At 64.1% G+C, this 22711-nt stretch carries 15 protein-coding genes; all 15 read left to right on the top strand.

Features of this window, described 5'->3' with window-relative positions:
• Window positions 1–421: 421 nt before the first annotated feature.
• A complete protein-coding gene (locus LRS53_RS08600) occupies window positions 422–1831 on the top strand; it encodes an undecaprenyl-phosphate glucose phosphotransferase (protein ID WP_017639366.1) in 1410 nt (469 codons plus the stop codon).
• 156 nt (window positions 1832–1987) lie between these two features.
• Window positions 1988–2425: a low molecular weight protein-tyrosine-phosphatase gene (locus tag LRS53_RS08595; RefSeq protein WP_017639365.1), complete on the top strand. Its 438-nt coding sequence runs from the start codon at window positions 1988–1990 to the stop codon at window positions 2423–2425.
• Window positions 2426–2440: 15 nt separating this feature from the next.
• A complete protein-coding gene (locus LRS53_RS08590; protein WP_231355635.1) occupies window positions 2441–4657 on the top strand; it encodes a polysaccharide biosynthesis tyrosine autokinase in 2217 nt (738 codons plus the stop codon).
• A gap of 201 nt (window positions 4658–4858) precedes the next feature.
• Window positions 4859–5734: a glycosyltransferase family 2 protein gene (locus tag LRS53_RS08585; protein WP_017639363.1), complete on the top strand. Its 876-nt coding sequence runs from the start codon at window positions 4859–4861 to the stop codon at window positions 5732–5734.
• Window positions 5727–6467 carry a WecB/TagA/CpsF family glycosyltransferase gene (locus tag LRS53_RS08580; protein ID WP_017639362.1) on the top strand — a complete coding sequence of 247 codons (741 nt, stop codon included), beginning with the start codon at window positions 5727–5729 and terminating at the stop codon, window positions 6465–6467. The genes LRS53_RS08585 and LRS53_RS08580 overlap by 8 nt, the downstream gene beginning before the upstream one ends.
• Window positions 6468–6552: 85 nt before the next feature.
• Window positions 6553–7830, top strand: coding sequence for a hypothetical protein (locus LRS53_RS08575; RefSeq protein WP_231355634.1), 1278 nt, complete (start codon window positions 6553–6555; stop codon window positions 7828–7830).
• Window positions 7831–7885: 55 nt separating this feature from the next.
• Complete coding sequence (locus tag LRS53_RS08570) at window positions 7886–9157, top strand: flippase (protein ID WP_068384637.1); 1272 nt, start codon at window positions 7886–7888, stop codon at window positions 9155–9157.
• Window positions 9158–9214: 57 nt separating this feature from the next.
• Window positions 9215–10249 (top strand): glycoside hydrolase family 5 protein, encoded by a 1035-nt coding sequence (locus LRS53_RS08565; RefSeq protein ID WP_231355633.1) that lies wholly within the window; start codon window positions 9215–9217, stop codon window positions 10247–10249.
• A gap of 285 nt (window positions 10250–10534) precedes the next feature.
• Window positions 10535–11647: a polysaccharide biosynthesis/export family protein gene (locus LRS53_RS08560; RefSeq protein ID WP_231355632.1), complete on the top strand. Its 1113-nt coding sequence runs from the start codon at window positions 10535–10537 to the stop codon at window positions 11645–11647.
• Between the two features lie 364 nt (window positions 11648–12011).
• Window positions 12012–14735: a bifunctional glycoside hydrolase 114/ polysaccharide deacetylase family protein gene (locus tag LRS53_RS08555; RefSeq protein WP_231356114.1), complete on the top strand. Its 2724-nt coding sequence runs from the start codon at window positions 12012–12014 to the stop codon at window positions 14733–14735.
• A complete protein-coding gene (locus LRS53_RS08550; protein WP_231355631.1) occupies window positions 14716–18312 on the top strand; it encodes a tetratricopeptide repeat protein in 3597 nt (1198 codons plus the stop codon). Before LRS53_RS08555 ends, LRS53_RS08550 begins: the two co-directional genes overlap by 20 nt.
• A gap of 22 nt (window positions 18313–18334) precedes the next feature.
• The gene (locus LRS53_RS08545; RefSeq protein WP_231355630.1) at window positions 18335–18850 is read left to right on the top strand and encodes a penicillin-binding protein activator LpoB; all 516 of its coding nucleotides are present in this window, start codon (window positions 18335–18337) and stop codon (window positions 18848–18850) included.
• Window positions 18850–20223: a PelD GGDEF domain-containing protein gene (locus LRS53_RS08540; RefSeq protein WP_231355629.1), complete on the top strand. Its 1374-nt coding sequence runs from the start codon at window positions 18850–18852 to the stop codon at window positions 20221–20223. The genes LRS53_RS08545 and LRS53_RS08540 overlap by 1 nt, the downstream gene beginning before the upstream one ends.
• The gene (locus LRS53_RS08535) at window positions 20201–21190 is read left to right on the top strand and encodes a tetratricopeptide repeat protein (RefSeq protein ID WP_017639353.1); all 990 of its coding nucleotides are present in this window, start codon (window positions 20201–20203) and stop codon (window positions 21188–21190) included. The genes LRS53_RS08540 and LRS53_RS08535 overlap by 23 nt, the downstream gene beginning before the upstream one ends.
• Entirely contained in the window at window positions 21187–22710 is a 1524-nt protein-coding gene (gene pelF, locus LRS53_RS08530; protein ID WP_231355628.1) for a GT4 family glycosyltransferase PelF, read from the top strand. The genes LRS53_RS08535 and pelF overlap by 4 nt, the downstream gene beginning before the upstream one ends.
• Window position 22711 lies beyond the last annotated feature (1 nt).

Below are 22711 nucleotides of genomic sequence, written 5' to 3'. Positions count from 1 at the left end.
CTGTCTCATTGTTTAGTGAAGCAGCGCACAAATCCTGTATCCCGCATTAAAGTCCGACGGAACGTTTTCCTCCCTTCTGCTGCCTGGAAAAACCGCTCATCGCACCCTGCGACGAGAGAAGTGTGCCGGCCGTCCGCCCGCACTGTGACGCACTCCCTCCTTCTTTACATCCCCTCTCCTGCCGCACCTCGCCTGGCGTGCTATTTGCCCTGATTTGGGCTTGCTCGACAGCGCCTCCCCGCCTTTCTACCGTGTGAACCTCTTAATCAGTGCCGAGTCCTAACGTCGCTACAGCCATCATGGCATTTAGCGATCGGTGGCCAGTCATCGGTCCTAGAGCGCCATAGTGAACATTTCAGACGCTGGTAGCTGCCTCGCCCAGTTGAAAGTTCGTGCACGGTATACGCACAAGGATGGAACCATGAATTTGAAAGAACGCGGCATTTTGCATACGAATTCCTCGGCAATCTCGCTCGCACACCGCCTGCTCGACCTCGCCGTGATCACGCTGAGCGCCTACGTGGCAGGTACCTGGGCGTCGGAAACCGGCATGCGTCCCGAGCATTGGGTCGTCATCTTCCTGTCCTTGCTGATCTTCCATTTCCTCACCGAGCTGAACCACGTCTATGGTTCCTGGCGCGGTGAACGCATCACCGATGAACTGCTCAAGATCGCCACCTACTGGGTGCTGACCTTCGCGACCGTGTTCATGGTCGACTACTTCTTCTTCGACCAGTCCTACCTCTCGCCTGGCGTGATGCAGGGCTGGCTGGGCCTGACGCTGGGTACGCTGTGCGGCTATCGCGTGCTGCTGCGCTCGATCATGCACTCCCTGCGCAAGGCCGGCATCAACACCCGCAATGTCGCCATCGCCGGCAACGGCATGGTCGCCCAGCGCCTGGCGCACACCATCAGCACCGCGCCCTGGATGGGCCTGCGCATCGCCGGGTTCTACAGCGACAACCAGGACACCGGTGAAGAAGGCGTGCCCAGCCCAGTGCTGAATGGCGGTCTCGACCGGCTCATGCAGGACGTCCGCTCCGGCCAGGTCGACAAGGTCTATATCACGCTCGGCATGGCCGATCAGAGCAAGATCAATTGGCTGGTCCAGGAGCTGAGCGACACCACGGCGTCCGTCTACATCATCCCGGACATCTTCATGTTCCACCTGCTGCATGCCCGCAGCGAAAGCCTCGATGGCCTGCCCAGCATCAGCATCTTCGATACCCCGATGGATGGCGCCAGCCACATCGTCAAGCGGATCGAGGACATCGTGTTGTCTTCCATCATCCTGGCCATGATCTCCCTGCCCATGCTGGCCATCGCCATCGGCATCAAGATCACCTCGCCCGGTCCGATCTTCTTCAAGCAGAAGCGCTACGGCATGGATGGCAAGCCGATCGAAGTGTGGAAATTCCGCAGCATGAAGGTCATGGAAAATGGCGCCAAGGTCACCCAGGCGACCAAGAATGACACCCGCATCACCCCGTTTGGTGCATTTTTACGACGTACGTCTCTCGATGAATTGCCTCAATTCATTAATGTACTCCGCGGCGAAATGTCCATCGTCGGTCCCCGCCCCCATGCCGTCGCTCACAACGAGCAATACCGCAAGCTGGTGCAGGGCTACATGCTCCGCCACAAGATGAAGCCCGGCATTACCGGCTGGGCTCAGGTCAATGGCTGGCGCGGCGAGACCGATACCCTGGACAAGATGCAGAAGCGGGTCGAGTTCGATCTGGACTATATCCACCACTGGTCTTTCTGGTGGGACGTCAAGATCATCTTCCTCACGCTGTTCAAAGGCTTCATCAATAAGAACGCATACTGAGACCGGCCGGGGCCACTGGCCCGCCCCTCAGCACGACGATCTGGAGCCTGGACTCCCGACCCTAATTACATCGGCAGCAAGCGATCCCTGGAGACAGGCATCGCTGGCTATCTGCCGTCGATACCTGTTGTCCGGACAACAGGAAGGTTTTGAAGAATGATCAAGTCGATATTGGTTGTATGCGAAGGGAACATCTGCCGCAGCCCGGTCGCAGAAGCACTACTGGCCAAGGCGCTGGAAGGCCGTGACGTCCAGGTCGGTTCCGCTGGCATCAGGGCACTGGTTGGCCATGGCATCGAGAAGAACGCACAAGAGGTACTACGGCAAAACGGCATAGATTTCACCACCCACCAAGCTCGCCAGGCGGATGCAGAGATGCTGCGCAAGGCGGATTTGATTTTGACCATGGAAGAGTTTCACTCACGCTCCGTCGAAAGTATTGCTCCTGAAGTCAGGGGTAAGGTTTTTCTGATCGGGAAATGGTTGAGCAATCAAGAAGTACCAGACCCTTATCGCCTTTCTAAAGAGATGTTTCAAAATGTCCACATACTTTTGACGCGCTGTGTAAACAGTTGGCTTCCATACATCAAATAGGGAAGAAGGAATTTCATGACCACGATGCCTCGCTTTACTCCCGAAGTTAAGAATGAGTCGGATATCAACTTTTCCGCACTCTTCGGTATGTTGATCGATTACAAATGGCAACTCCTGTCGGTAATCGGTATTTTCGCCGCGCTCGGTATTGGCTACGCCATCTTGGCCACGCCCATGTATTCGTCCAACGCCATGATCCAGATCGAACTGGAAAAGAAGGGCGTTACCCGGTTGACTGAACAGTCCACCGGCATGCCGCCGCCCATGCCCGAGGCGGTGACCGAGATCGAGCTGCTCAAGTCGCGCTCCGTGATCGGCAAGGCGATCGAGAACCTCAAGCTGGATATCGAGGTCAAGCCGCGCTATTTCCCGCTGATCGGCAACTTCGTCGCGCGTCGTTTCGAGCCGCAGAATGACACCGACGTCGCCTCGCCCCTGCTGGGCCTGAACAGCTTCGCCTGGGGCGGTGAAAAACTGGTCCTCGACCAGCTGGAAGTGCCTGACAGCAACCTCGACAAGCCGATGAAGCTGAAGGTCGAGGACAACCAGAATTTCACCGTCTTCAATGCCGATGACGAAGTGGTGCTGCACGGTGGCCTCGGCCAGCCGGTGAGCAATGCGGGCTACCAGATCAAGGTCGCCACGCTGCAGGCTCGCCCGGGCACCGAATTCACCATCATGAAGAAGCGTTTCTCCAAGACCATCCAGGAATACCAGGGTCGCATCGTCGCCGGTGAGCGCGGCAAGATGTCGGGCATCATCGGTGTCGGCCTGCAGGATGCGGATCCGCTGAAGGCCCAGGCCATCGTCCAGGAGGTCGCGGACATCTATGTTCAGCAGAACATCGATCGCAACGCCGCCGAGTCCACCCAGAGCCTGGAATTCCTCCGTGCCCAGATCCCGGTCGTGAAATCCGATCTGGAAAAGGCCCAATCCGCGCTGAACTACTACCAGACCAACAAGAAGTCGGTCGATATCGACAGCGAGACCAAGGGCGTTCTGGAACAGACCGTTGCGCTGGACAACCAGATCTCCGAGCTGAACCTCAAGCGCACCGAGATGGATCGCAAGTTCACCCGTCAGCACCCGGCCTACCAGGCGCTGATGAGCCAGCTGGCTCAGCTGCAAGCTGAGCGTGCCAAGCTGCAGAAGCGCGTCGAAGTACTGCCGGAAACCCAGCAGGAACTGCTGCGCCTGAACCGCGACATCGAAGTGACCGGCCAGACCTATGCGCTGATGCTGAACAAGGCCCAGGAGCTGGAAGTCATTCGCGCTGGCACCGTGGGTAGCGTACGTATCATCGATAACGCCAACGCCAATGTCGATGACCCGTCCGCCCCCAACAAGCCGCTGATCATCGCCGTCGCCATCATCCTGGGCGGTATCGTCGGCCTGGCCATCGTCTACACCCGTCACACTCTGCGTCGTGGTGTCGAGACGCCGGAAGCCATCGAGCAGATCGGTCTGCCGGTCTACGCCTCGATCCCCTACAGCAAGAATCAGGCGGACACCACCAAGGTACTGGGCACCAAGCAGCCGGGCGAATCCTCGCTGACCGCTCTCACCCACCCAACCGATCTGAGCACCGAGGCGCTGCGCAGCCTGCGCACCAGCCTGCACTTCGCCATGATCGAGGCCAAGAACAACATCCTGATGATCTCCGGTCCCAGCCCGGGCGTCGGCAAGTCCTTCGTGTCCTCGAACCTGGCCGCGGTGATCGCCGAGTCCGGCCAACGCGTGCTGCTGATCGACGGCGACATGCGCAAGGGCTATCTGCACAAGCTGATGAACACCAAGCAGCAGGACGGCCTGTCCGATCTGCTCAGTGGCCGTATCGCCCTGAACGATGCCATCAAGAAGACCGAAGTCGGCAGCCTGGATTTCGTCTCCTGCGGCCAGTTCCCGCCGAATCCGTCGGAACTGTTGATGAGCCTCCGCTTCACCACCGTGCTGAAGAAATTCAGCGAGCTGTACGACATCGTGATCATCGACACCCCACCGATCCTAGCGGTGACCGAGGCCGGCATCATCGGCAGTCACGCCGGTACCAGCCTGATCGTCGCACGTTTCGGCGTGAACAGTGTCAAGGAGCTTGAGGCGACCAAGCGCCGCTTCGACCTCAACGGCATTCCGCTCAAGGGCGTGATCTTCAACGCCGTGGAGCGCAAGGCCAGTAACTACGGCTCCTATGGCAATTACCACTACTCCTACGAGCAGAACGCCAAGAGCTGATGCACTACCCCGGCTGGACGGTCTGATCGCCGTCCAGCCGATCCCTTCAGGGATCGCGGCAGTATTCGTACAGGCGCATCGAACAAGAAACTACCTCACACAGCGATTTCGAAGGGTTTCCTCCTGAACCCGGCCACGCTTGGCAGCCTTGCATCTCGACGCTGTACCGGATTGATGATTCTGAAGAATAGGAACACGCCAATGAACGTAGTCATGGTGCTCAACTACAAGGCCCCCAACGAAACCATCAGTTGCGTGGAGAGCATCCTCAAGCACTGCCCGTCCATCGATCACGCGGTGGTGGTGGACAACGATTCCCAGGACGGCTCCATCGACGTCCTGCAACGCTGGCAGGCCGACAACGCCCTGAGCCAGGTCACCGTGCTCGCCAGCCCGCGCAACGACGGCTACGCCGGCGGCAACAACTACGGCATGCGCTGGGCGCTGGACAATCTGGCGGTCAAGCATTTCTGGGTCGTCAACAACGACGCCTACGTCAAGGACGATGCCTTCGCCCCGCTGCTGGCCGAGCTGCAGCGCGCGCCCAAGACCATCGTCGGCTCGGTGATCCTGAGCTCCCAGACCGGGCGCCTGGAATGCTATGGCGGCGGCATCCTCTATCCACTGCTGGGCAAGTCCAAGCTGCTGGGCAAGGACATCGACGTCAGCGAGATTTCCCAGCTGGACCGTGAACCCGATTACATCATGGGTTGCAGCATGGCCTTCTGCGCCAGCCTGCTGACCGAGATCGGCTTCATGGACGAAGCCTACTTCATGTATTCCGAGGAAGTGGACTGGCAGCACCAGGCCAAACGCAAGGGCGTCGTGCTCAAGGTCTCACGCGAGAGCCAGCTCTATCACTACGGCTCCATGAGCTCGGGCGGTCGCAGCGCCTTCTATCACTACTTCCGTAATCGTGCGGCGACCCGCTTCAATCGTAAATTCCATGGCACTCCCTATGCGCTGGTGTCCGCCGTGCTCCTGTCCGGCATCACCGTGCTCAAGGAATTCAAGAATCCGAAACTGGCCTGGTCCGGCGTCAAGGGTGCCTTCAAGGGAGCGACGATGCATGTCTAACCTAAGCAACCAAGCCTTCGGTATCGACTTCTTCACCGGTACCAAGGACGAGCTGATGAGCTCGATCAGCCAGGACATCCATCGTCCCTACAGCTACATCGTCACGCCGAACATCGACCATGTCGTGCAGCTGCAGAGCAATCCGGACATGCGCGAGTCCTATCAGCGCGCCGGCAAACGCATCTGCGACAGCCGGATCCTGATGCCCATCCTCAAGTCGCTGGGCGTCGCCGTGCCCGAGGTCATCACCGGCAGCGATCTCACCCTGAGCATCCTGCGCAAGGCCAACGACGAGCGCCTGTCGGTGGTGCTGATCGGTTCGAGCGAGAATGACGTGGGCAAGCTGCGCCGGATGTATCCGCACATCCAGCTGGCGCACTACAACCCGCCGATGGGTTTCATCAACGATCCGCTGGAGACGCAGAAATGCGTCGACTTCGTGATGCAGAACCCTTCCGAGTTCATCCTCTATGCCGTCGGGGCGCCGCGCCAGGAAAAGCTCGCACGGCAGATCGACAGCAGCAAGCGTACCGGCGTCGGCCTGTGCATTGGCGCCTCCATCCTGTTCGCCGTCGGCACCGTCAAGCGTGCCCCGCGCTGGATGCAGAAGGCCAAGCTGGAATGGCTGCACCGGATGTGTTCGGAGCCCAAGCGGCTGGCCAAGCGTTACGTGCACGATGCCCTGAGCATCCTGCCCATCTATCTCAAGGAACGCAGCAGTCGACGCACCTGAGGCGCTGCCCCCGCAGCATTCTCAGCCGCAAGGAAGATGACCACCGGACAAGCAGTCCGGTGGTCCCGTCTGGATGGGTAGGTCTATGAGCATTCTCCGTAAAAGTACCGTTTCCTTCGTTCTCCTGATCCCGTTGCTGATCCTGCACCTGGACGTGTTCGGCGAAAGCCCGCACAACCCGGTCGGCATCCTCTATCTGAACGAGTTGTATCTGGCCATCTGCATGGCCTTCACCTTCTTCTACCTGCTGACCAGCATTGGCACCCAGCAGCGCGAATTCAAGATCCTGATGACCTACGCCGTCTATTCGTCGGCGGTCTTCATCGGGTTGCCGGCGATCTTTTCCTTTCTGTTCTACGGTCAGCCGATCTTCTACGGCCTGATCGAAGAGCGGCGGATCCTGTTCAGCTTCGGTTTCGCCACCCTGATGTTCCTTGGGCGCAACATGAGCGCCTCGCAATTCGAGAAAGCCCTGCTGATCACGGCGCTACTGGCAGCGGTCATGGCCTGGATGTTCAAGTTCGGCGCGCTGCCGGATCTACGTGACAAGCAGTCCTCCTTCGACCGTCCGGACCGTTCTTCCATCGGCGCGCCGGCGCTGTGCCTGGCCTACTTCTACTGCATCCAGACCTGGAACAAGGGCATCTCGCCGATCGACGGCTCGGCGCGCAGCAAGACCGTGCACATCGTGCTGGCCATGTTCTTCCTGCTGACCCTGGTGTTCGGCACCCAGACCCGGCAGCTCATCGTGCTGGCACTCTGCTTCACCGTGTTCTGCCTGAAGAGCAAGTCGATCGTCTGGATCTGCGTCTCCGCCCTGCTGCTGTCGCCCTTCTTCATCTTCCCGGACCTGATGAAGGTGCTGGGGCTGAATCTGGATTTCTACGCTCAGTCGGTGGAGGACGGCCCCACCGATGGCGTGCGCGAGCAGACCATCGGTTACATCTTCTCCCACCTCAGCCAGAACCACTGGCTGCCCAGCGGCTCGCTGTCGCTGATGTGGAACAACGGCTTCATTCCCTACTTCGGCGAGTATTTCTTCCTGTCCGACGTAGGCGTGTTCGGCACCCTGTTCCGCTTCGGCTTCCTGGCCTTCATCATCATCCCGGTGTCGCTGTTCCTCTACTATCGCTGGGCGAAGATGCTGCACCCCGATACCGGTTTCGTGGTGACCGCCACCCTGGCCCAGCTGGTGATCTGGCCGCTGGCCGGTTTCTTCGAGTATCTCCAGGCCACCATCTGCTACCTGATGGTGATCCAGGCGCTGCGCGCCCTGCATCACTACAGTTCCGCACCCGTCCAGGAGACCTACGTCAGCAGCCCCTACCCGCGTCCGAGCAGCCAGCTGGCTCGTTCGGTCTGATCCCTCGTGCCGCCCGGCGTCCGCCGGGCGGCCCCAAGGAGTTTTCACCCCCACGATGTCGATGATCAAAAACAGCACCTGGAACATCCTGGGTGTCGTCATTCCCAGTGCCATCGCGCTGCCCACCATGGGCGTGCTGTCGCGTCTGCTCGGTGTCGAGCAGTTCGGCCTGTTCACCCTGGCCTTCGCCATCGTCGGCTATGCCACCCTGTTCGATGCCGGCCTGTCGCGCGCGGTGATCCGCGCCGTCGCCATGCACCACGGCGACAAGGGGCTCAATCGACTGGTCATGGGCACGGCCACCGGCGCCGTCATCGGTCTGAGCCTGCTGGCGACGCTGCTGCTGTGGTTCGGCGCGGGCAAGGTGGTGAGTCTGCTGCACGTCTCGCCCGAGCATTTCGACAATGCCGTGGCCGGCTTTCGCTGGCTGAGCCTGTGCGTACCGCCCTTCCTGCTGGCGACGGTCTGGTTCGCCTACCTGGAGGGCAACGAGCGCTTTGGTGAATTCAACATCCTGCGGACCTTCTCCAACAGTCTGCTGGCGATCGCGCCGCTGATCGCGGTGCTGATCGAACCGAGCTTTTCCGCCACTGTGATCGGCCTGGTGCTGGCCCGGGTGGTCTCCATGGCGCTGGCCTACTGGCCGCTGCACAAGGACTTCCCGGAAGGCATCCGCACCTTCAAGGTGGAGGTGTTCAAGGAACTGCTGAAATTCGGCAGCTGGATGACGGTGAGCAACATCATCAGTCCGCTGATGGTCTATTTCGACCGCTTCGTGCTGTCGCACATGGTAGGCGCCAGCCGGGTGTCCTTCTACACCGCCCCTGCCGAGGCCGTGTCGCGGATGCTGATCATCCCCAATGCCGTTGCCCGGGTGGTGTTCCCACTCCTGAGCAAGAGCGGCGAAGACGCCGCGCGCCAGGCCAACAAGGCGTTCTGGGGCCTGCTGCTGATCAGCTTGGCGATGGTGTTGCCGATCCTGGTGCTGGCGCCCTGGATCATGACGGTGTGGATGGGTCCGGAGTACGGCGGCGATGCCGCGCAGATCCTGCGTATTCTGGTGGTAGGCTTCATCTTCAACGCCCTGGCGCAGATTCCCTTCGCCAAGATTCAGGCCCGGGGCCATTCGCGGACCACCGCGATGATCCATCTCGCCGAGCTGTTGCCCTATCTGGGCCTGCTGGTGGTGTGCATCCAGCATTTTTCCATCATGGGCGCCGCCATTGCCTGGACCATCCGGGTAACCGTGGACTACCTGGCGCTGGAATACTTCGCTCGGCGCACGCCGCCGCTGCAACCCACACCCGTCTATCAGCAGAGTCCCTGAGGGCGCTCTGCTTAGACGAACGTTCGCAATACACGAGAGGTGCTGTCCGTGTCACGAGTGAAACGTCGTATCGGTGGTGGCCTGCTGGCCACCGTATTACTGTCCGCGGCGCTTTATGGCCAGGCGCAGGCAGCGCCGGCGACAGCCAAGGTGGATCTGATCGGCATCAACATGTCGGCCGCCGGCTTCGCGGGTCAGGTCCTGCCGGGCGTGGAAGGTACCAACTACTTCTATCCCACCGAGGATTACTTCCGCCGCTACGCGGCCAAGGGCTTCCGCTTCATCCGCTTCCCCTTCCTCTGGGAACGGGTGCAGCCCCAACTGGGCGGTGAGCTGGACCAGGCCCAGGTCGCCCTGCTGCAGCGCACCCTGGATTTCGCCGACAAGTACGGCATCCGGGTGATCCTGGACATGCACAACTACGCGCGCTATCGCGGTCAGTTGATCGGCTCGCCGCAGGTGCCCTATGCCAGCTATGCCGATGCCTGGAAGCGCCTGGCCACCACCTTCCAGAAGCATCCGGCGCTGTACGGTTACGACGTCATGAACGAACCCCATGACACCCAAGGCCTCTGGCCCCAGGCCGCGCAGACGGCGGTGGACAGCATCCGCAGCGTCGACATGAAGACGCCGATCTTCATCGCCGGTGACAGCTGGTCCAGCGCCCAGCGCTGGCCCCAGGCGAACGGCGATCTGCTGATCAAGGATCCGGCGGACAACCTGATCTACGAAGCCCACATCTACTTCGACGAGGACTCCAGCGGCAACTATGCCTCCGGCACCAAGGGTGTCCATCCCATGATCGGGGTGGAAAGAACCCGGCCCTTCATCGAGTGGCTGAAAAAGCACAATTTGCGCGGCTTCATTGGCGAATATGGGATACCTGCACACCCACAGTGGCTGGAAGCCATGGACAATCTGCTGAGCTATCTAGGCGAGCAGTGCGTACCTAGCGCCTATTGGGCAGCCGGTCCGGGCTGGGGCGACTATCCCCTGGCCATCGAACCAAAGAACGGCGTGGAAAAGCCCCAGACGGCGCTGCTGGAAAAACACCTGAACCGGCATGACTGCCAGGCCATAGGACCTCGTTGAGGGAGATGTGACAGATTTCGAACGGCGTCACCTTTTTCCGCTCCGGGGGCGCTGAACTCGATGGCTAAAGGCCAGTCCTAGACCAGCAGACTTAGGTGCTCGTACAACTAAAAGCTGAGACCTCGAGTTCTCTCGCACGCTGGGCAGGCTAGCCGCATGGAAACCGGTCCACTGTCGAGAAGTGCCTCGTCTCGCGAAGGAACACCATGAATAACCGGCTCGTTGCTTCTACCTTCCGATTTATTCCTCTTGCTCACACTCAATCAGCAATCAAGGACGAATGACATGAAAACCAAATTTACCGCTCTGGCCTTGCTGTCTGGCATCGTCCTGCAGGGTTGTGCCTACTCCCCGGGTCAGTACCTGGACCAGGACGACCTCAAGAGCGACCCAAGCATCCAGGGCACCAAGGTCCAGCTGATCCCGATCACCAGCTCGCTGCTGATGAGTCAGGATTCCGCGGCCCTGACCAAGGCTCCCGACCTCAAGCCCCTGCTGGACTACAAGCCGCAGGCTTACCGCGTCGGTGCGAGCGACCTGCTCTACATCACCGTCTGGGATCACCCCGAACTGACCGCTCCGTCCGGCGCCCAGCAGCAGCTGGAAGCCAACGGTCGCCTGGTACGCCCGGATGGCACCCTCTTCTATCCCTACGTCGGCACCGTGCGCGCCGCCGGCAAGACTCTGGAAGAGATCCGTACCGACATCTCCCGTCGTCTGGCCACCTTCATCGACAATCCCCAGGTCGACGTCAGCGTGCTGAAGTTCGGTAGCCAGAAGGTCACCATCTCCGGCGCCGTGAACAAGGGCGACGCCATTCCCCTGACCACTAAGCCCATCACCCTGGTGGAAGCCCTGGGCCAGGTTGGCGTGGCCAACACCGGTGGTGCCGACCTGACCGGCGTGACCCTGGTGCGCGACGGCAAGGAATACCGCCTGGATACCGACAGCCTGAACCGCAAGGATTCCAAGCTGTACGGCATCTACCTCAAGGACGGTGACAGCATCCACCTGCCCTACAACGACGCCCGCAAGGTCTACGTGGTCGGTGAAGTCCGCACGCCGTCCGCGGTCAGCTACAAGATCACCAACCTGAACCTGATGGAAGCCCTGAGCCAAGCCGGTGGCATCCAGCAGGAAACCGCCAACGCCGATGCCGTCTACGTCATCCGTGGCCCGGAAGACCTGAAGGCTCCGGGTGCCACCGCCCAGGTCTTCCACCTGGCGGCCAAGAACCCCACCGCCTACGTGCTGGCGCAGAATTTCCATCTGCAGCCGCAGGACGTGGTCTTCGTCGGCCCGGCCGGTATCACCCGTTGGAACCGCTTCGTCAGCCAACTGCTGGGCTCCTCTAACGTCCTCTCCTCCAGCGCCAGCCTGAACAGCAGCTTCAAGTAATAGCGCTCGCTTGCCGTCATGCCGGTTACCGCCGCGCATGACGGCAATTCTCCTGACATTCAGCTACATCCCCTCCTGCCTTCCTGCGCTACACCTCCCCCCATCGCCACACTTGAAAATCGCTGCCTAGACGCGCTTGCCTGGCGGCCATCAATTATTTCGATACCTATTAACCTGGTAATTGCTGCCGCTCGGCTTGGCACGGGCAGTTTTTCGTCACGCTTTTGCGTAATGTAGCTAACCTGATACCGAAGTTGGGTACGTTTAAGGACTGGGTGTGGCGTCAGGCAAGGCAACAAGGGCGGGGTCCCGCTTCGGTGGGTGGCGCAAGCTGACGGTCTGGCTGCTGGGCTATCTGTCCTTCATGGGCACGGCCCTGGCCGCGCCCGCCAGCGTGGCCTTCTGGTACGCGGAAAAACCGCCAGTGGCCGAACTCGCCCAGTTCGACTGGGTGGTGCTCGAACCCGGCCATGCCAGTGCTGCCGATGTCCGCGCCCTGCGCGAGGGCGGTGCCCAGCCCTTCGCCTATCTGTCCATCGGCGAATTCGCCGGCGACGCGGCGGCGCTGGAGAAGGCCGGCCTCAGCGCGGGGGCCAGCCCGGTGGCCAACAAGGCCTGGGGCAGCCAGGTGATGAATCTGGCCACGCCGGTCTGGCGGGCCCATCTGCTCGAACGCGCCGCCCAGCTGGCCAAGGCCGGTTACACCGGACTGTTCCTCGATACCCTCGACAGCTTCCAGCTGGTGGCCGAAGACCAGCGCGAAAGCCAGCGCCTGGCGCTGAAGAGCCTGCTGGCCGAACTGCACCGTCGTCAGCCATCGCTCAAACTGTTTTTCAATCGCGGCTTCGAGGTGCAACCCGAGCTGCCCGGCGTGGCTGCCGCCATGGCGGTGGAGTCCATCTATGCGGGCTGGGATGCCGGCAAGAAAACCTATCGACCGGTCAGCGCCGGAGATCGCGAATGGCTGAAGCCGCGGATCGAGGCGGCGCGCAGTGCCGGCATCCCGGTCATCGCCATCGAATACCTGCCGCCAGAACAGCGTGACGAAGCCCGGCGCCTGGCCAAGCGGCTGCGCGACGAAGGCTATGTGCCCTATATCACCACGCCTGATCTCAATACCCTGGGTATCAGCTCGGTAGCCCTGCAACCACGACGGCTGGCGCTGCTCTACGATGGCCGCGAAGGCGCCCTGCGCCAGTCGGCGGTGCACCGCTTCCTGGGCAGCGCCCTGGAGTACCAGGGCTATCGCCTGGACTATGTCGATGCCTCCAAGCCGCTGCCCGCGATCTGGCCCAGTGCCCTCTATGCCGGGGTCGTGATGTGGATGACCAGTGGTCCGCCGCCCAATGCCCGGGCGTTCAACGACTGGATCGGTCAGCGCCTGGACGAAAAGACCCCCCTACTGATCCTCGGCGGCCTGCCGCTGGACAACGAGGCCCTGCTCAAGCGTCTGGGCCTTGGCGTCAATCGCAAGCCGCTGCCCGACAACCTGACCCTCAAGGTGCTTGAGCCTGCCCTCGCCGGTAACTTCGAGGCGCCGGTCAAGTTGCGGACCCGCGGCCTGCCCGCCGTGCAGACGCTGCCCGGGGGACCTGCGCCGGTGGTCAGCCTCGCGGGCCAGGGCGAGACCTTCGTGCCCATGGGCGTAGCCCCCTGGGGTGGCTTCGCCTTCGGTCCCTATGTCATGGAAGACGGCCCCGAAGCCAGTCGCTGGATCATCGATCCCTTCGCCTTTACCGCCAGGACGCTGCACCTGCCGCCCATGCCGGTGCCCGATCCGACCACGGAAAACGGTCGACGCATCGCCACCGTGCATATCGACGGCGACGCCTTCGCCTCCAAGGCGGAGATTCCGGGTGCGCCCTTTTCCGGCCAAGTGGTGCTGGAGCAGTTCATCCAGCCGCATCCCTTTCTGACCTCGGCGTCGATCATCGAGGGCGAGGTCGGGCCCAAGGGCCGCTATCCGGAACTGACCGCGCAGCTGGAGCCCATCGCCCGTCGTCTGTTTGCCGATCCCAAGGTGGAAGTGGCCACCCATACCTTCAGCCATCCCTTCTTCTGGCAACCGGCGGTGGCCGAGCAGAGCGAGAACTTCGAAGCCCAGTACGGCTACATGATGCAGATCCCCGGCTACGACAAGGTGGATTTCACCCGGGAGATCGTGGGTTCGACCCGCTATATCAACGAGCGCCTGACCACCCCGCAGAAGCCGGTGAAGATGGTCTTCTGGTCCGGTGACGCCCAGCCCGATGCGGCCACCCTCAAGCTCGCCTACGACAACGGCCTGCTCAACGTGAACGGCGGCAACTCGCACATCACCCGGGCGCAGCCTTCGGTAAGCGGACTCTATCCCTTCATCCGCCCCACCCCGGGCGGCCTGCAGTTCTATGCGCCGATCATCAACGAGAACGTCTACACCAATCTCTGGCGCGGTCCCTACTACGGCTTTCGCGATCTGCTCTATACCTTCGAGCGAACCGAGCACCCCCGCCGTCTGCGTGGGCTGCACCTCTACTATCACTTCTACTCGGGCACTAAGCAGGCCTCGCTCAAGGTCATGGAGGAGATCTACCAGGGCATGGCCGCCGAGCGTCCCCTGTCGCTGTGGATGAGCGATTACCTGAGCCGACTGCACGGCTTCTATACCGCCAGTCTCGCCCGCGAAGAAGACGGCAGCTGGTCGATCAAGGCCCTCGATGGCTTACGCACCCTGCGCCTGGATCCGCGCCTGGGCTGGCCGGATCTGCAGCGCTCCAAGGGCATCGCCGGGGTGCGTGACCTGCCGCAGGGGCGTTATGTCCACCTGGCCGGCGAGAGCGCCCAGCTGGTGCTGCGCGACAGTCGCGATCCCACCCCCGCGCTCGAAGAGGCCAACATTCCGCTGCAGCAATGGGAGTACCTGTCGCCGACCCGTATCCGTTTCGCCTTCGCCGGGCAGTTTCCGCTGGAGCTGACCCTGCGCGCATCCTCGGCCTGCGAGGTGCGGGTCGGTCGCGAGCGCTACAAGAGCCAGCGGGCTGCGGCCGGACTCCAGACGTTCAAACTTTCGCTAACACGAGTGAGTGACGGTGAGATCGTCTGCGGCTAAGAAAACCCGGCTCCTGAGTGGTTGGACGCTGCTGGGGGTCGCGCTCCTCATCGCACTGGTGCTGGTGCTGACCTTTCATGGCAAGCAGGTCTTCCTGCCCGGCGAGGAACCGGCCGACCAGGTGTCAATCAGCTACGCCCAGGTGCTGCTCAAGGCAACCCCGGACGATACCGGGCTGCGCATGAAGCTGATCGACCAGCTGATCGCCCTGGGGCGCATCGACGAGGCGCGGCGGCAGTTGCAACTGCTGCCGAAACCGCTGGCATCGACGCCCTTCTATGCCGTGGAGCTGGACATCCTGCAGGCGGAAGCCCAGCCGCAGGGCCTGGCCGATGCCGACCGCGAACGCCTGGCGCAACGGCTGAGCGCCCTGGACGTGGCGACCCTGAGCACGCCCCAGCTGCAACGGGTGGCCGAGCGCGCCCTGCAGCTGGCCGATCCGGCCACCGCGGCAGAGCGTTTCGTCGAACTGGCCCGTCGCGATCCGCCCCGGCGCCAGCAATGGCTGGAACAGGCGGCGCGTTGGAGCCTGGCCGGCGGGCGTCAGCAGGAGGCCGCGCGCCTCTATCTGCGGCTGGCCGATCTCGCCGACTCGGCCCAACAGCGTCAGGGCTACCGGCACCAGGCCTTCGATGCCTGGCTCGCCGCCGGCCAGGGCGCCGAAGCCGCCGCCCTGCTGGAACAGGAGCTGCCCCGGCTGCAGCACGATGCCCGTGGTCTGGACTGGCTGCAGGCCGGGGTGGCCGCGGCCCAGGGCAGCGGACGCCTGGATCTGGCCCAGCGCCTGATCGAGCGCTGGCGCGAGTGGCAACCGGACGATCCGGCCGCCCTGGAGGCCGCCTACCGGCTGGCCCTGGCGCGCGGTGACACCGAACGCGCCTGGGAGGAAGGTCATCAACTGCTGGCGCTGCGTCCTGACGATGAGCCACTGCTCGCGGAGCTCGCCCAGCTGGGTGAATGGACCGGACGGGTGGACGAGGCACTCGACCTCTGGCTGCGCCTGCTCGCCCGCCAGGATGACCCCGCCCGTCGCGATCATGCCTGGAAGCTGGCCGCCCGGGCCTTTCGCTTCGATGCCGTGGTCGAATTGCTCGGTCGGGTGTCCCACGAGCGCCAGCTGGACAAGACCGAACTGGATGCCCTGATCTTCGCCTACGAGTCCCTGGGTGATCCCGAGGCGGAAGAACGCTGGCTGCGCGGCTACATCAAGCGCCAACCGAAGCAGCGCCTGGTGTGGGAGCGGTTGCAACAGTTGCTGGCCCGCACCGAACAGGGCGAGGCCGAAGCCGAAGGCTGGGCCGCCTTTGGCAAGCGCTTCCCGCTGACCACCGAGGAGTACCTGGCCTGGGCCGACACCCTGTGGACCCTGTTCAAGCCCGAAGAGGCCTGGGCGGTACTCGAACGGGTCCCGGCCAAGCAGCGCCAGCGCGACGACTACTGGCGGCAGCGCGCGGAACTGGCCTGGGAACTGGAGCGCGACGCGGACGCCCAGGTGGCCTTCGAACGCCTGGCTACCAGCAGCAAGGGGCTGACGGCCAACGACGAGGATCGGCTGCTGGAGTTGTACCGGCGCACGGCGCCGCGCAAGGCGCTGGCGCTGCTGGAGCAGAGCTGGGAGAAGCGCAAGGACCAGCGGCGCCTGACCGAAGCCCTGCAATGGGCCGAGCAACTCAAGGATGCCACCGCGCTGGAGCGGCTGCTGGCCAGCGCCGCCCGCGAACCGGCGTCGGCCGACAATCCCGCCGTCTGGCTGGCGCGGTCGGGTCTCGACTTCCAACGCGGGCGCATCGCCCAGGCCGAAGAAGGCTATCGCCGGGCCCTGCAGCGCTTCCCGGACGACGACCGCTTCCGCGAGCGCCTGCTGTGGCTGCTCATCGACCAGAATCGCCAGACCGAACTGGCCACCCTGTTGCGCGACTGGAAGGGCCGGGCCCGCGACAGCGACGTGCTCTGGCTGCCCTTCGGCAGTGGCCTGGTGCTGCTGGGCCAGGCGGATGAGGCGCTGGGCTGGTATCGCCGCTATCTGGACGCCCATGCCCAGGACTGGCTGGTCCAGGCCGCCTATGCCGATGCCCTGGACGCCGCCGGCCACCAGGACGCGGCGTTGCGGCTACGCAAGGCGGTCACGCCGCATCTGGCCAACGACGAGGTGCCCGCCACCCCCGAGCGCTATGCCACCTATCTGCGACTGCTCTCCAGCCTGCGCGGTCCCCAGGCAGCCCTGGCCCAGGCGCGCGCCTGGCAGGACGGCTCGCCAAGCATGCTGCAGCTCTGGTTCGACCAGTGGCTCGACGCCCTCAGTCAGAACAACGACGACGGCCTCAAGAGCGAATGGCTGGCCTGGGCCAAGAGCCGTGGCCTGAAGGTGCGCCAGTACGAGCATTTGCAGGAGGTCCTGCGCCGGCAGAATCGCGGCGAGCTGGAGAAGTTGCTGGCGACCGGCGATCTGGATCCGGCGCAGCGCGTCGAGGTGCTGCAGCGCCTCGGCCATGCCGGCGACGCCCAGGCCGCGGCCCTGACCGCGGCCGGCAACGAGCCGCCGGAGGTCATCCAGCGACAGTTGCTGCGCCAGGCCACCGAGCAGGCCGAACGCACCCCCAACGGCGTCCAGGCCGGCTGGGAACGCCGTGACTATGGCGGCCTGGTCGAGCAGGGCACCGAGGTACGCGCCGCCCGGCGACTCAGTGATGACGTCTACGCCGATGTCCAGTTCAAGCAGAATCGCGTGGAAAGCGACGGCCTCAAGTCCGATGCCCTGGGCAACGAGCACCAGATGCTGCTCAAAGTGCTGAAGAATCTGGCCAACGGCGGTCTGGAAACCACCGTGGACGCCAGTCAGCGGTCGGACAGCAATCGCCTGGGCCTGGGCGTCGCCCGCACCTGGCGTATCGATGGCAACACCGAGATCGAAGCGGCCCTGGACTGGCACCGGCAACCCGACGAAAGCGGCTATCTGCGCGCCCTGGGTCGGCGCGACAGCGTCAGCCTGGCCGGCCGCCACAACCTCACGTCACGCGACCAGCTGAGCTGGCGGGCGGCGCACAATCGCTATTCCAGTCGCGACGGCGATGCCCTGGGCAGCGGCTTCGCCTTCAACCTGGAGCTGAGCCATATTATCTTCTTCGAAGGCCCTACCTGGCAGGTGCGCAGTGGCATCACCTACCAGCAGAACAAGGCGCGCAGCACCCTGCCCGCCAGCGTCACCCGTTATTTGCAGCCTCTGGCCGGCAGTGGCGAGAACGGCGAGGTCACCGTGGCCGACCTGGAGGCCCTGGGCGGTACCCAGCTCTTGCAGGATCGCTATGGCCAGCTCTATGTCGGCAGCAGCTGGCGGCGTGGCATTCCCGGTTCGCTCAACCGCACCCATCCCCAGTACACCTGGTTGGTGGATACCCTGGTCGGCTGGCAGTGGACCGAGCGCGAATTCAACTACGGTTTGAATGTCGGCCTGGGCATGGCAGTGCTCGGCGACGACGAACTGGCGTTCACCGCCGGCTACCAGTCCGCGCCCCAGGGCAGCGGCGGTCAGGCCGGCAGCACCCTGGGCATTCAATACAGCAATCGAATCGGTCGCTAGACCGCTTCAAGGGAGAGACCTCATGAACATCACGCGTCTGCTCGTCGCCAGTGTCGCCACCGTGCTGCTGGCCGGCTGCTCGAGCTTTACCCGACCCAGCGGCGAGGCCCTGCCCAAGGATGCCCGCTGGGGCCTGGTGCCCCTGGCCAACTATGCCCAGGCGCCCATGGCCGGCGACCGGGCGGCGCAGATCCTGGTCAGCGTGCTCGGCGAGCGCGGCATCCGCCCGCAGGTCTACGACGACAGTCAGGGCGGCAACCCCACCGACGACGAGAAGGCCCGCCAGCGCGCAGCCCTGGACTGGGCGCGCCAGCAGAATCTGCAATACGTGCTCACCGGCAGTGTGGACGAGTGGCAGTACAAGAACGGGCTGGACGGCGAGCCGGCGGTGGGCGTGACCCTGCAGGTGGTCGAGCCGGCCAGCGGCCGGGTGGTCTGGAGCAACAGCGGCGCCCGCTCCGGCTGGTCGCGCGAGAGCCTGGCGGCCACCGCACAAAAGGTCCTGCGCGGCACCGCGCAAAAGCTGCAGTTGCGCTGATGGCCTTGCAATCCGTCCACAAGGACTACACCCTGGCGCCGCGCGCCAGTGGCCGCCTGTCCTGGCTGGAGACCCTGCTGGTCACGGCGGCCGCTCTGGGCCTGGGCTTCTGGCTGGTGCCGGAAGACCCCCTGATGGTCGGCCTGGCCTTTCCCTGGGTGGTGTTCGCGCCCATCCTCATGGGGGTACGCTATGGCTTCATGCGCGGCCTGGTGAGTGCCGGCCTGCTGGTGGTGGCGCTGCTCTATCTGCATCGCCAGGGCTATCCGGCCTACGAAGAGATCCCGCCGTCCTTTATCGTCGGCGTGCTGCTCAGCGCCATGCTGGTGGGCGAATTCCGCGATCTCTGGGATCGCCGCCTGGAACGCCTGGACCTGGCCAACGACTATCGCCAGCTGCGTCTGGACGAATTCACCCGCGCCCACCACCTCCTGCGCATCTCCCACGATCGCCTGGAACAGCGCGTCGCCGGCAACGACCTCAGCCTGCGCAGCTCGCTGCTGGACCTGCGTCGCCAGCTGCGCGAGGTGCCCCGCGAGCAGGATGCCTTGCAGGCCCTGGCCGAGCCCATCGTCGGCCTGTTGACCCAGTACGGTTCGCTGCGCGTGGCGGGCCTCTACCGGGTCGACGCCAATGGCCGGGTGGATCGTCGCGCTCTCGCCAGCCAGGGCGAGATGCACGGCATCGATCCCGACGACCTGCTGGTGCGCCTGACCCTGGAGCGCGGTGAGACCCTGAGCATCCGCCAGGCGCTGCTGGAGCGCGGCGAGACCCAGCATTCGGCGCTGCAGGCCTGCGTGCCGCTGCTGGATACCGAGGAGCGGCTGCTGGCGGTGCTGGCCATCGAGCAGATGCCGTTCTTTTCCTTCAACGAGCGCACCCTCAATCTGCTGACCATCCTCGCCGGCCACATCGCCGACCTGCTGGGCAGCGATCCCCAGGCGCTGGCCCTGGCCGACGACGACGCCCAGCAATTCTCCCAGCACCTCAAGCGCTCGCTGCGCGATGCCCAGCAGCACGCCCTGCCCGCCTGCCTGTTCTGCTTCGAGATGACCGAGGCCGATGGTGGCGAACGCGCCCTGGCGCTGCTGGAAGGCAGCCGCCGCGGCCTCGACCTGCAACTGCGCCTGACCAATCAGGCCGGCCACCCCTGCCTGCTGGTGCTCTTGCCGCTGACCTCCTCCGACGGCCTGGAAGGCTACCGCCGCCGGCTGCGTCAGCTGCTGGCCGAGCGCCATGGCCAGGACAGCACCTTGGAAAACCTGGGCGTGCGCAGCCACGAGCACGAGCTGCTACCCAAGACCCGCGCCCAGGAGTTGCGCGTCTTCCTGTTCAACGAGTGTGGTCTGCATGAACAGCAAGTGGCTGTTTAGCGGCGCCTTCGCCTTCGAGGCCAGCAGCTGGGCGCTGCTGTTCGCCAATCTGCCGGTAGCGGCGGCGGCCCTGGCCTTCGCCACCGCCCATGCCGCCGGCAGTGCTCTGCTGGCGGGCGGTGCCTGGCTGTTGCTGCCGCGACGCTACCAGCGGCCACTGCCCTGGAGTCCGCTGTTTCTCTTTGCCCTGGCCTTCTTCATTCCGCTGCTGGGCGCAGTCGGGGTGATCGCCGCGGTGTTTCCGGCGCTCTATCTGCCGCGCAAGCACCGCGAGATCGCCTGGGAGGCGCGTAGCGTGCCCAATCTGCCGTTCCGCCCACTGGAGCGGCGCGAGGAGATGCTGTTCAGCGACGGCGGCCTGCAGGACGTGCTGCGCCATGCGCCCAGCACCGACAAGCGCCTGACCGCGCTCTTCGCCACCCGGCGCATGCCCGGACGCGACGCCATCCCCATCCTCAAGCTGGCCCTGCGCGATCCGGCCGACGACGTCCGGCTGCTCGCCTATTCGATGCTCGACCAGCAGGAAAGCCAGATCAACCAGCGCATCGAGACCCAGCTCGGCGAATTGGCCAGCACGCCTGCGGAACGCCAGCCAGCGCTGCATGGCACTCTGGCCCGCGGCTACTGGGAGCTGGCCTATCTGGGCCTGGCCCAGGGCAGCGTCCTGCGCCACGTGCTGGGTCAGGCGCGGGAACACATTGAGCTGGCCCTGGCCGGTGAAGAAAACGAAGAACTGCGCATCCTCGCCGGCCGCATCGCCCTGGAACAGGGCGAGCCGGAACGGGCCCTGGAATTCTTCCAGGCCGCCGAAGCGGCGGGCGTACCCCTGGCCCAGCTGGCGCCCTTCCGCGCCGAAATCGCCTTTTTGCGCCGCGATTACGCGGTCATCCCGGCACTGCTCGACAGCCTGCCGGCGGATCTGAAGAAGCGGCCGCCGTTCGCCGCCCTGGTGAAGTACTGGTTATGAAAGACGCCACCGCCGCGACCGTGACACCCGATGTCTGCCTGCTGCTGGAGGGCACCTGGCCCTATGTCCGCGGCGGGGTGTCGAGCTGGGTCAACCAGTTGATCCTTGGCCTGCCGGAGCTGGCCTTCTCGGTGTTCTTCATCGGCGGCCAGCGCGAGAACTACGAGAAGCGCCACTACGCCATCCCGCCCAACGTGGTGCACATCGAGGAGCACTTCCTCGCCGGCTCCTGGGTGCCCAAGGCAGCGCCCATCAGCCCGCGGCGCCAGGCGCCGGTGCAGCTGCTGCGCGACCTGCACGCCTTCCTGCACCACCCCGACGAACCCAGCGCCGCCCAGGGTGATGCCCTGGTGGACGCCTTCGCCCAGGGCAGCGTGACCCTGGACGACTTCATGTACAGCCGCGCCAGCTGGGAAGCCATCACCGAGGGCTACGAGCGCTATTGCACCGATCCTTCATTCGTTGACTACCTCTGGACCCTGCGCGCCATGCAGGCGCCGCTGCTGATGCTGGCCGAAGCCGCGCGCCGCCTGCCCCGACCACGGATGATCCACTCCATCTCCACCGGATATGCCGGCATGCTCGGCGCCATCCTGCAGCGCCGCTGGGGCTGCAACTTCCTGCTCAGCGAGCACGGCATCTACACCAAGGAGCGCAAGATCGACCTGGCCCAGGCCAAGTGGATCGCCGAAGGCCCGGACGAGGCCCTGCGTACCGGGCTGGACGTGGACGTCAGTTATATCCGCCGGCTGTGGATCCGCTTCTTCGAGCGTATCGGCCTGCTCACCTACAAGGCCGCCGATCCGATCATCTCGCTCTACGATGGCAACCGCCGCCGGCAGATCCAGGACGGTGCCGATCCCGCGCGCTGCCGGGTGATCCCCAATGGCATCAGCCTCACCCAGTGGCAGGACGCCCTGGAGCGGCGCCCCGAAGGCGTGCCGCCGGTGGTGGGGCTGCTGGGTCGGGTGGTGCCGATCAAGGACGTCAAGACCTTCATCCGTGCCATGCGCGGGGTGATCAGCGCCATGCCCGAGGCCGAGGCCTGGGTGGTCGGTCCCGAGGACGAAGACGAGGAATACGCCGCCGAATGCCACAGCCTGGTCACCAGCCTGGGCCTAGAGGGCAAGGTGAAATTCCTTGGCTTCCAGAAGATTGGCGACATCCTGCCCAAGCTCGGCCTCATGGTGCTGACCTCCATCAGCGAGGCCCAGCCTCTGGTGATCCTCGAAGGCTGGGCCGCCGGCGTGCCGGTAGTGAGCAGCGACGTGGGTTCCTGCCGCGAGCTGATCGAGGGTTCGCTCCCCGAGGACCGCGCCCTGGGCACCGGCGGCAGCGTGGTCGCCATCGCCGATCCCCAGGCCACCGCCCGCGCCATCCTCGCCCTGCTGCGCAACCCCGGTCGCTGGCAGGCCGCGCAGCGCACCGGGCTGGCTCGGGTCAATCGCTACTACACCGAGCCGCTGATGCTGGAACGCTATCGCGAGCTCTACCAGGACGCCATCGGGAGGGTCGTCTGAC

Origin of the sequence: Pseudomonas sp. PLB05, assembly GCF_021106615.1 — a bacterium.
Taxonomy (GTDB): Bacteria; Pseudomonadota; Gammaproteobacteria; order Pseudomonadales; family Pseudomonadaceae; genus Chryseomonas; species Chryseomonas benzopyrenica.
Note: the sequence above shows the minus strand (reverse complement) of the source record. Positions and strands in the feature narration are given on the sequence as shown.

Excerpts from the sequence above, each read along its gene's own strand:
- LRS53_RS08540 (WP_231355629.1), top strand. The coding sequence starts at position 18,850 with ATGGCCTTGCAATCCGTCCACAAGGACTACACCCTGGCGCCGCGCGCC.
- LRS53_RS08585 (WP_017639363.1), top strand. The coding sequence starts at position 4,859 with ATGAACGTAGTCATGGTGCTCAACTACAAGGCCCCCAACGAAACCATC.
- LRS53_RS08580 (WP_017639362.1), top strand. The coding sequence starts at position 5,727 with ATGTCTAACCTAAGCAACCAAGCCTTCGGTATCGACTTCTTCACCGGT.
- LRS53_RS08600 (WP_017639366.1), top strand. The coding sequence starts at position 422 with ATGAATTTGAAAGAACGCGGCATTTTGCATACGAATTCCTCGGCAATC.
- LRS53_RS08590 (WP_231355635.1), top strand. The coding sequence starts at position 2,441 with ATGACCACGATGCCTCGCTTTACTCCCGAAGTTAAGAATGAGTCGGAT.
- LRS53_RS08575 (WP_231355634.1), top strand. The coding sequence starts at position 6,553 with ATGAGCATTCTCCGTAAAAGTACCGTTTCCTTCGTTCTCCTGATCCCG.
- LRS53_RS08595 (WP_017639365.1), top strand. The coding sequence starts at position 1,988 with ATGATCAAGTCGATATTGGTTGTATGCGAAGGGAACATCTGCCGCAGC.
- LRS53_RS08535 (WP_017639353.1), top strand. The coding sequence starts at position 20,201 with ATGAACAGCAAGTGGCTGTTTAGCGGCGCCTTCGCCTTCGAGGCCAGC.
- LRS53_RS08545 (WP_231355630.1), top strand. The coding sequence starts at position 18,335 with ATGAACATCACGCGTCTGCTCGTCGCCAGTGTCGCCACCGTGCTGCTG.
- LRS53_RS08555 (WP_231356114.1), top strand. The coding sequence starts at position 12,012 with ATGGGCACGGCCCTGGCCGCGCCCGCCAGCGTGGCCTTCTGGTACGCG.
- LRS53_RS08560 (WP_231355632.1), top strand. The coding sequence starts at position 10,535 with ATGAAAACCAAATTTACCGCTCTGGCCTTGCTGTCTGGCATCGTCCTG.
- pelF (WP_231355628.1), top strand. The coding sequence starts at position 21,187 with ATGAAAGACGCCACCGCCGCGACCGTGACACCCGATGTCTGCCTGCTG.
- LRS53_RS08570 (WP_068384637.1), top strand. The coding sequence starts at position 7,886 with ATGTCGATGATCAAAAACAGCACCTGGAACATCCTGGGTGTCGTCATT.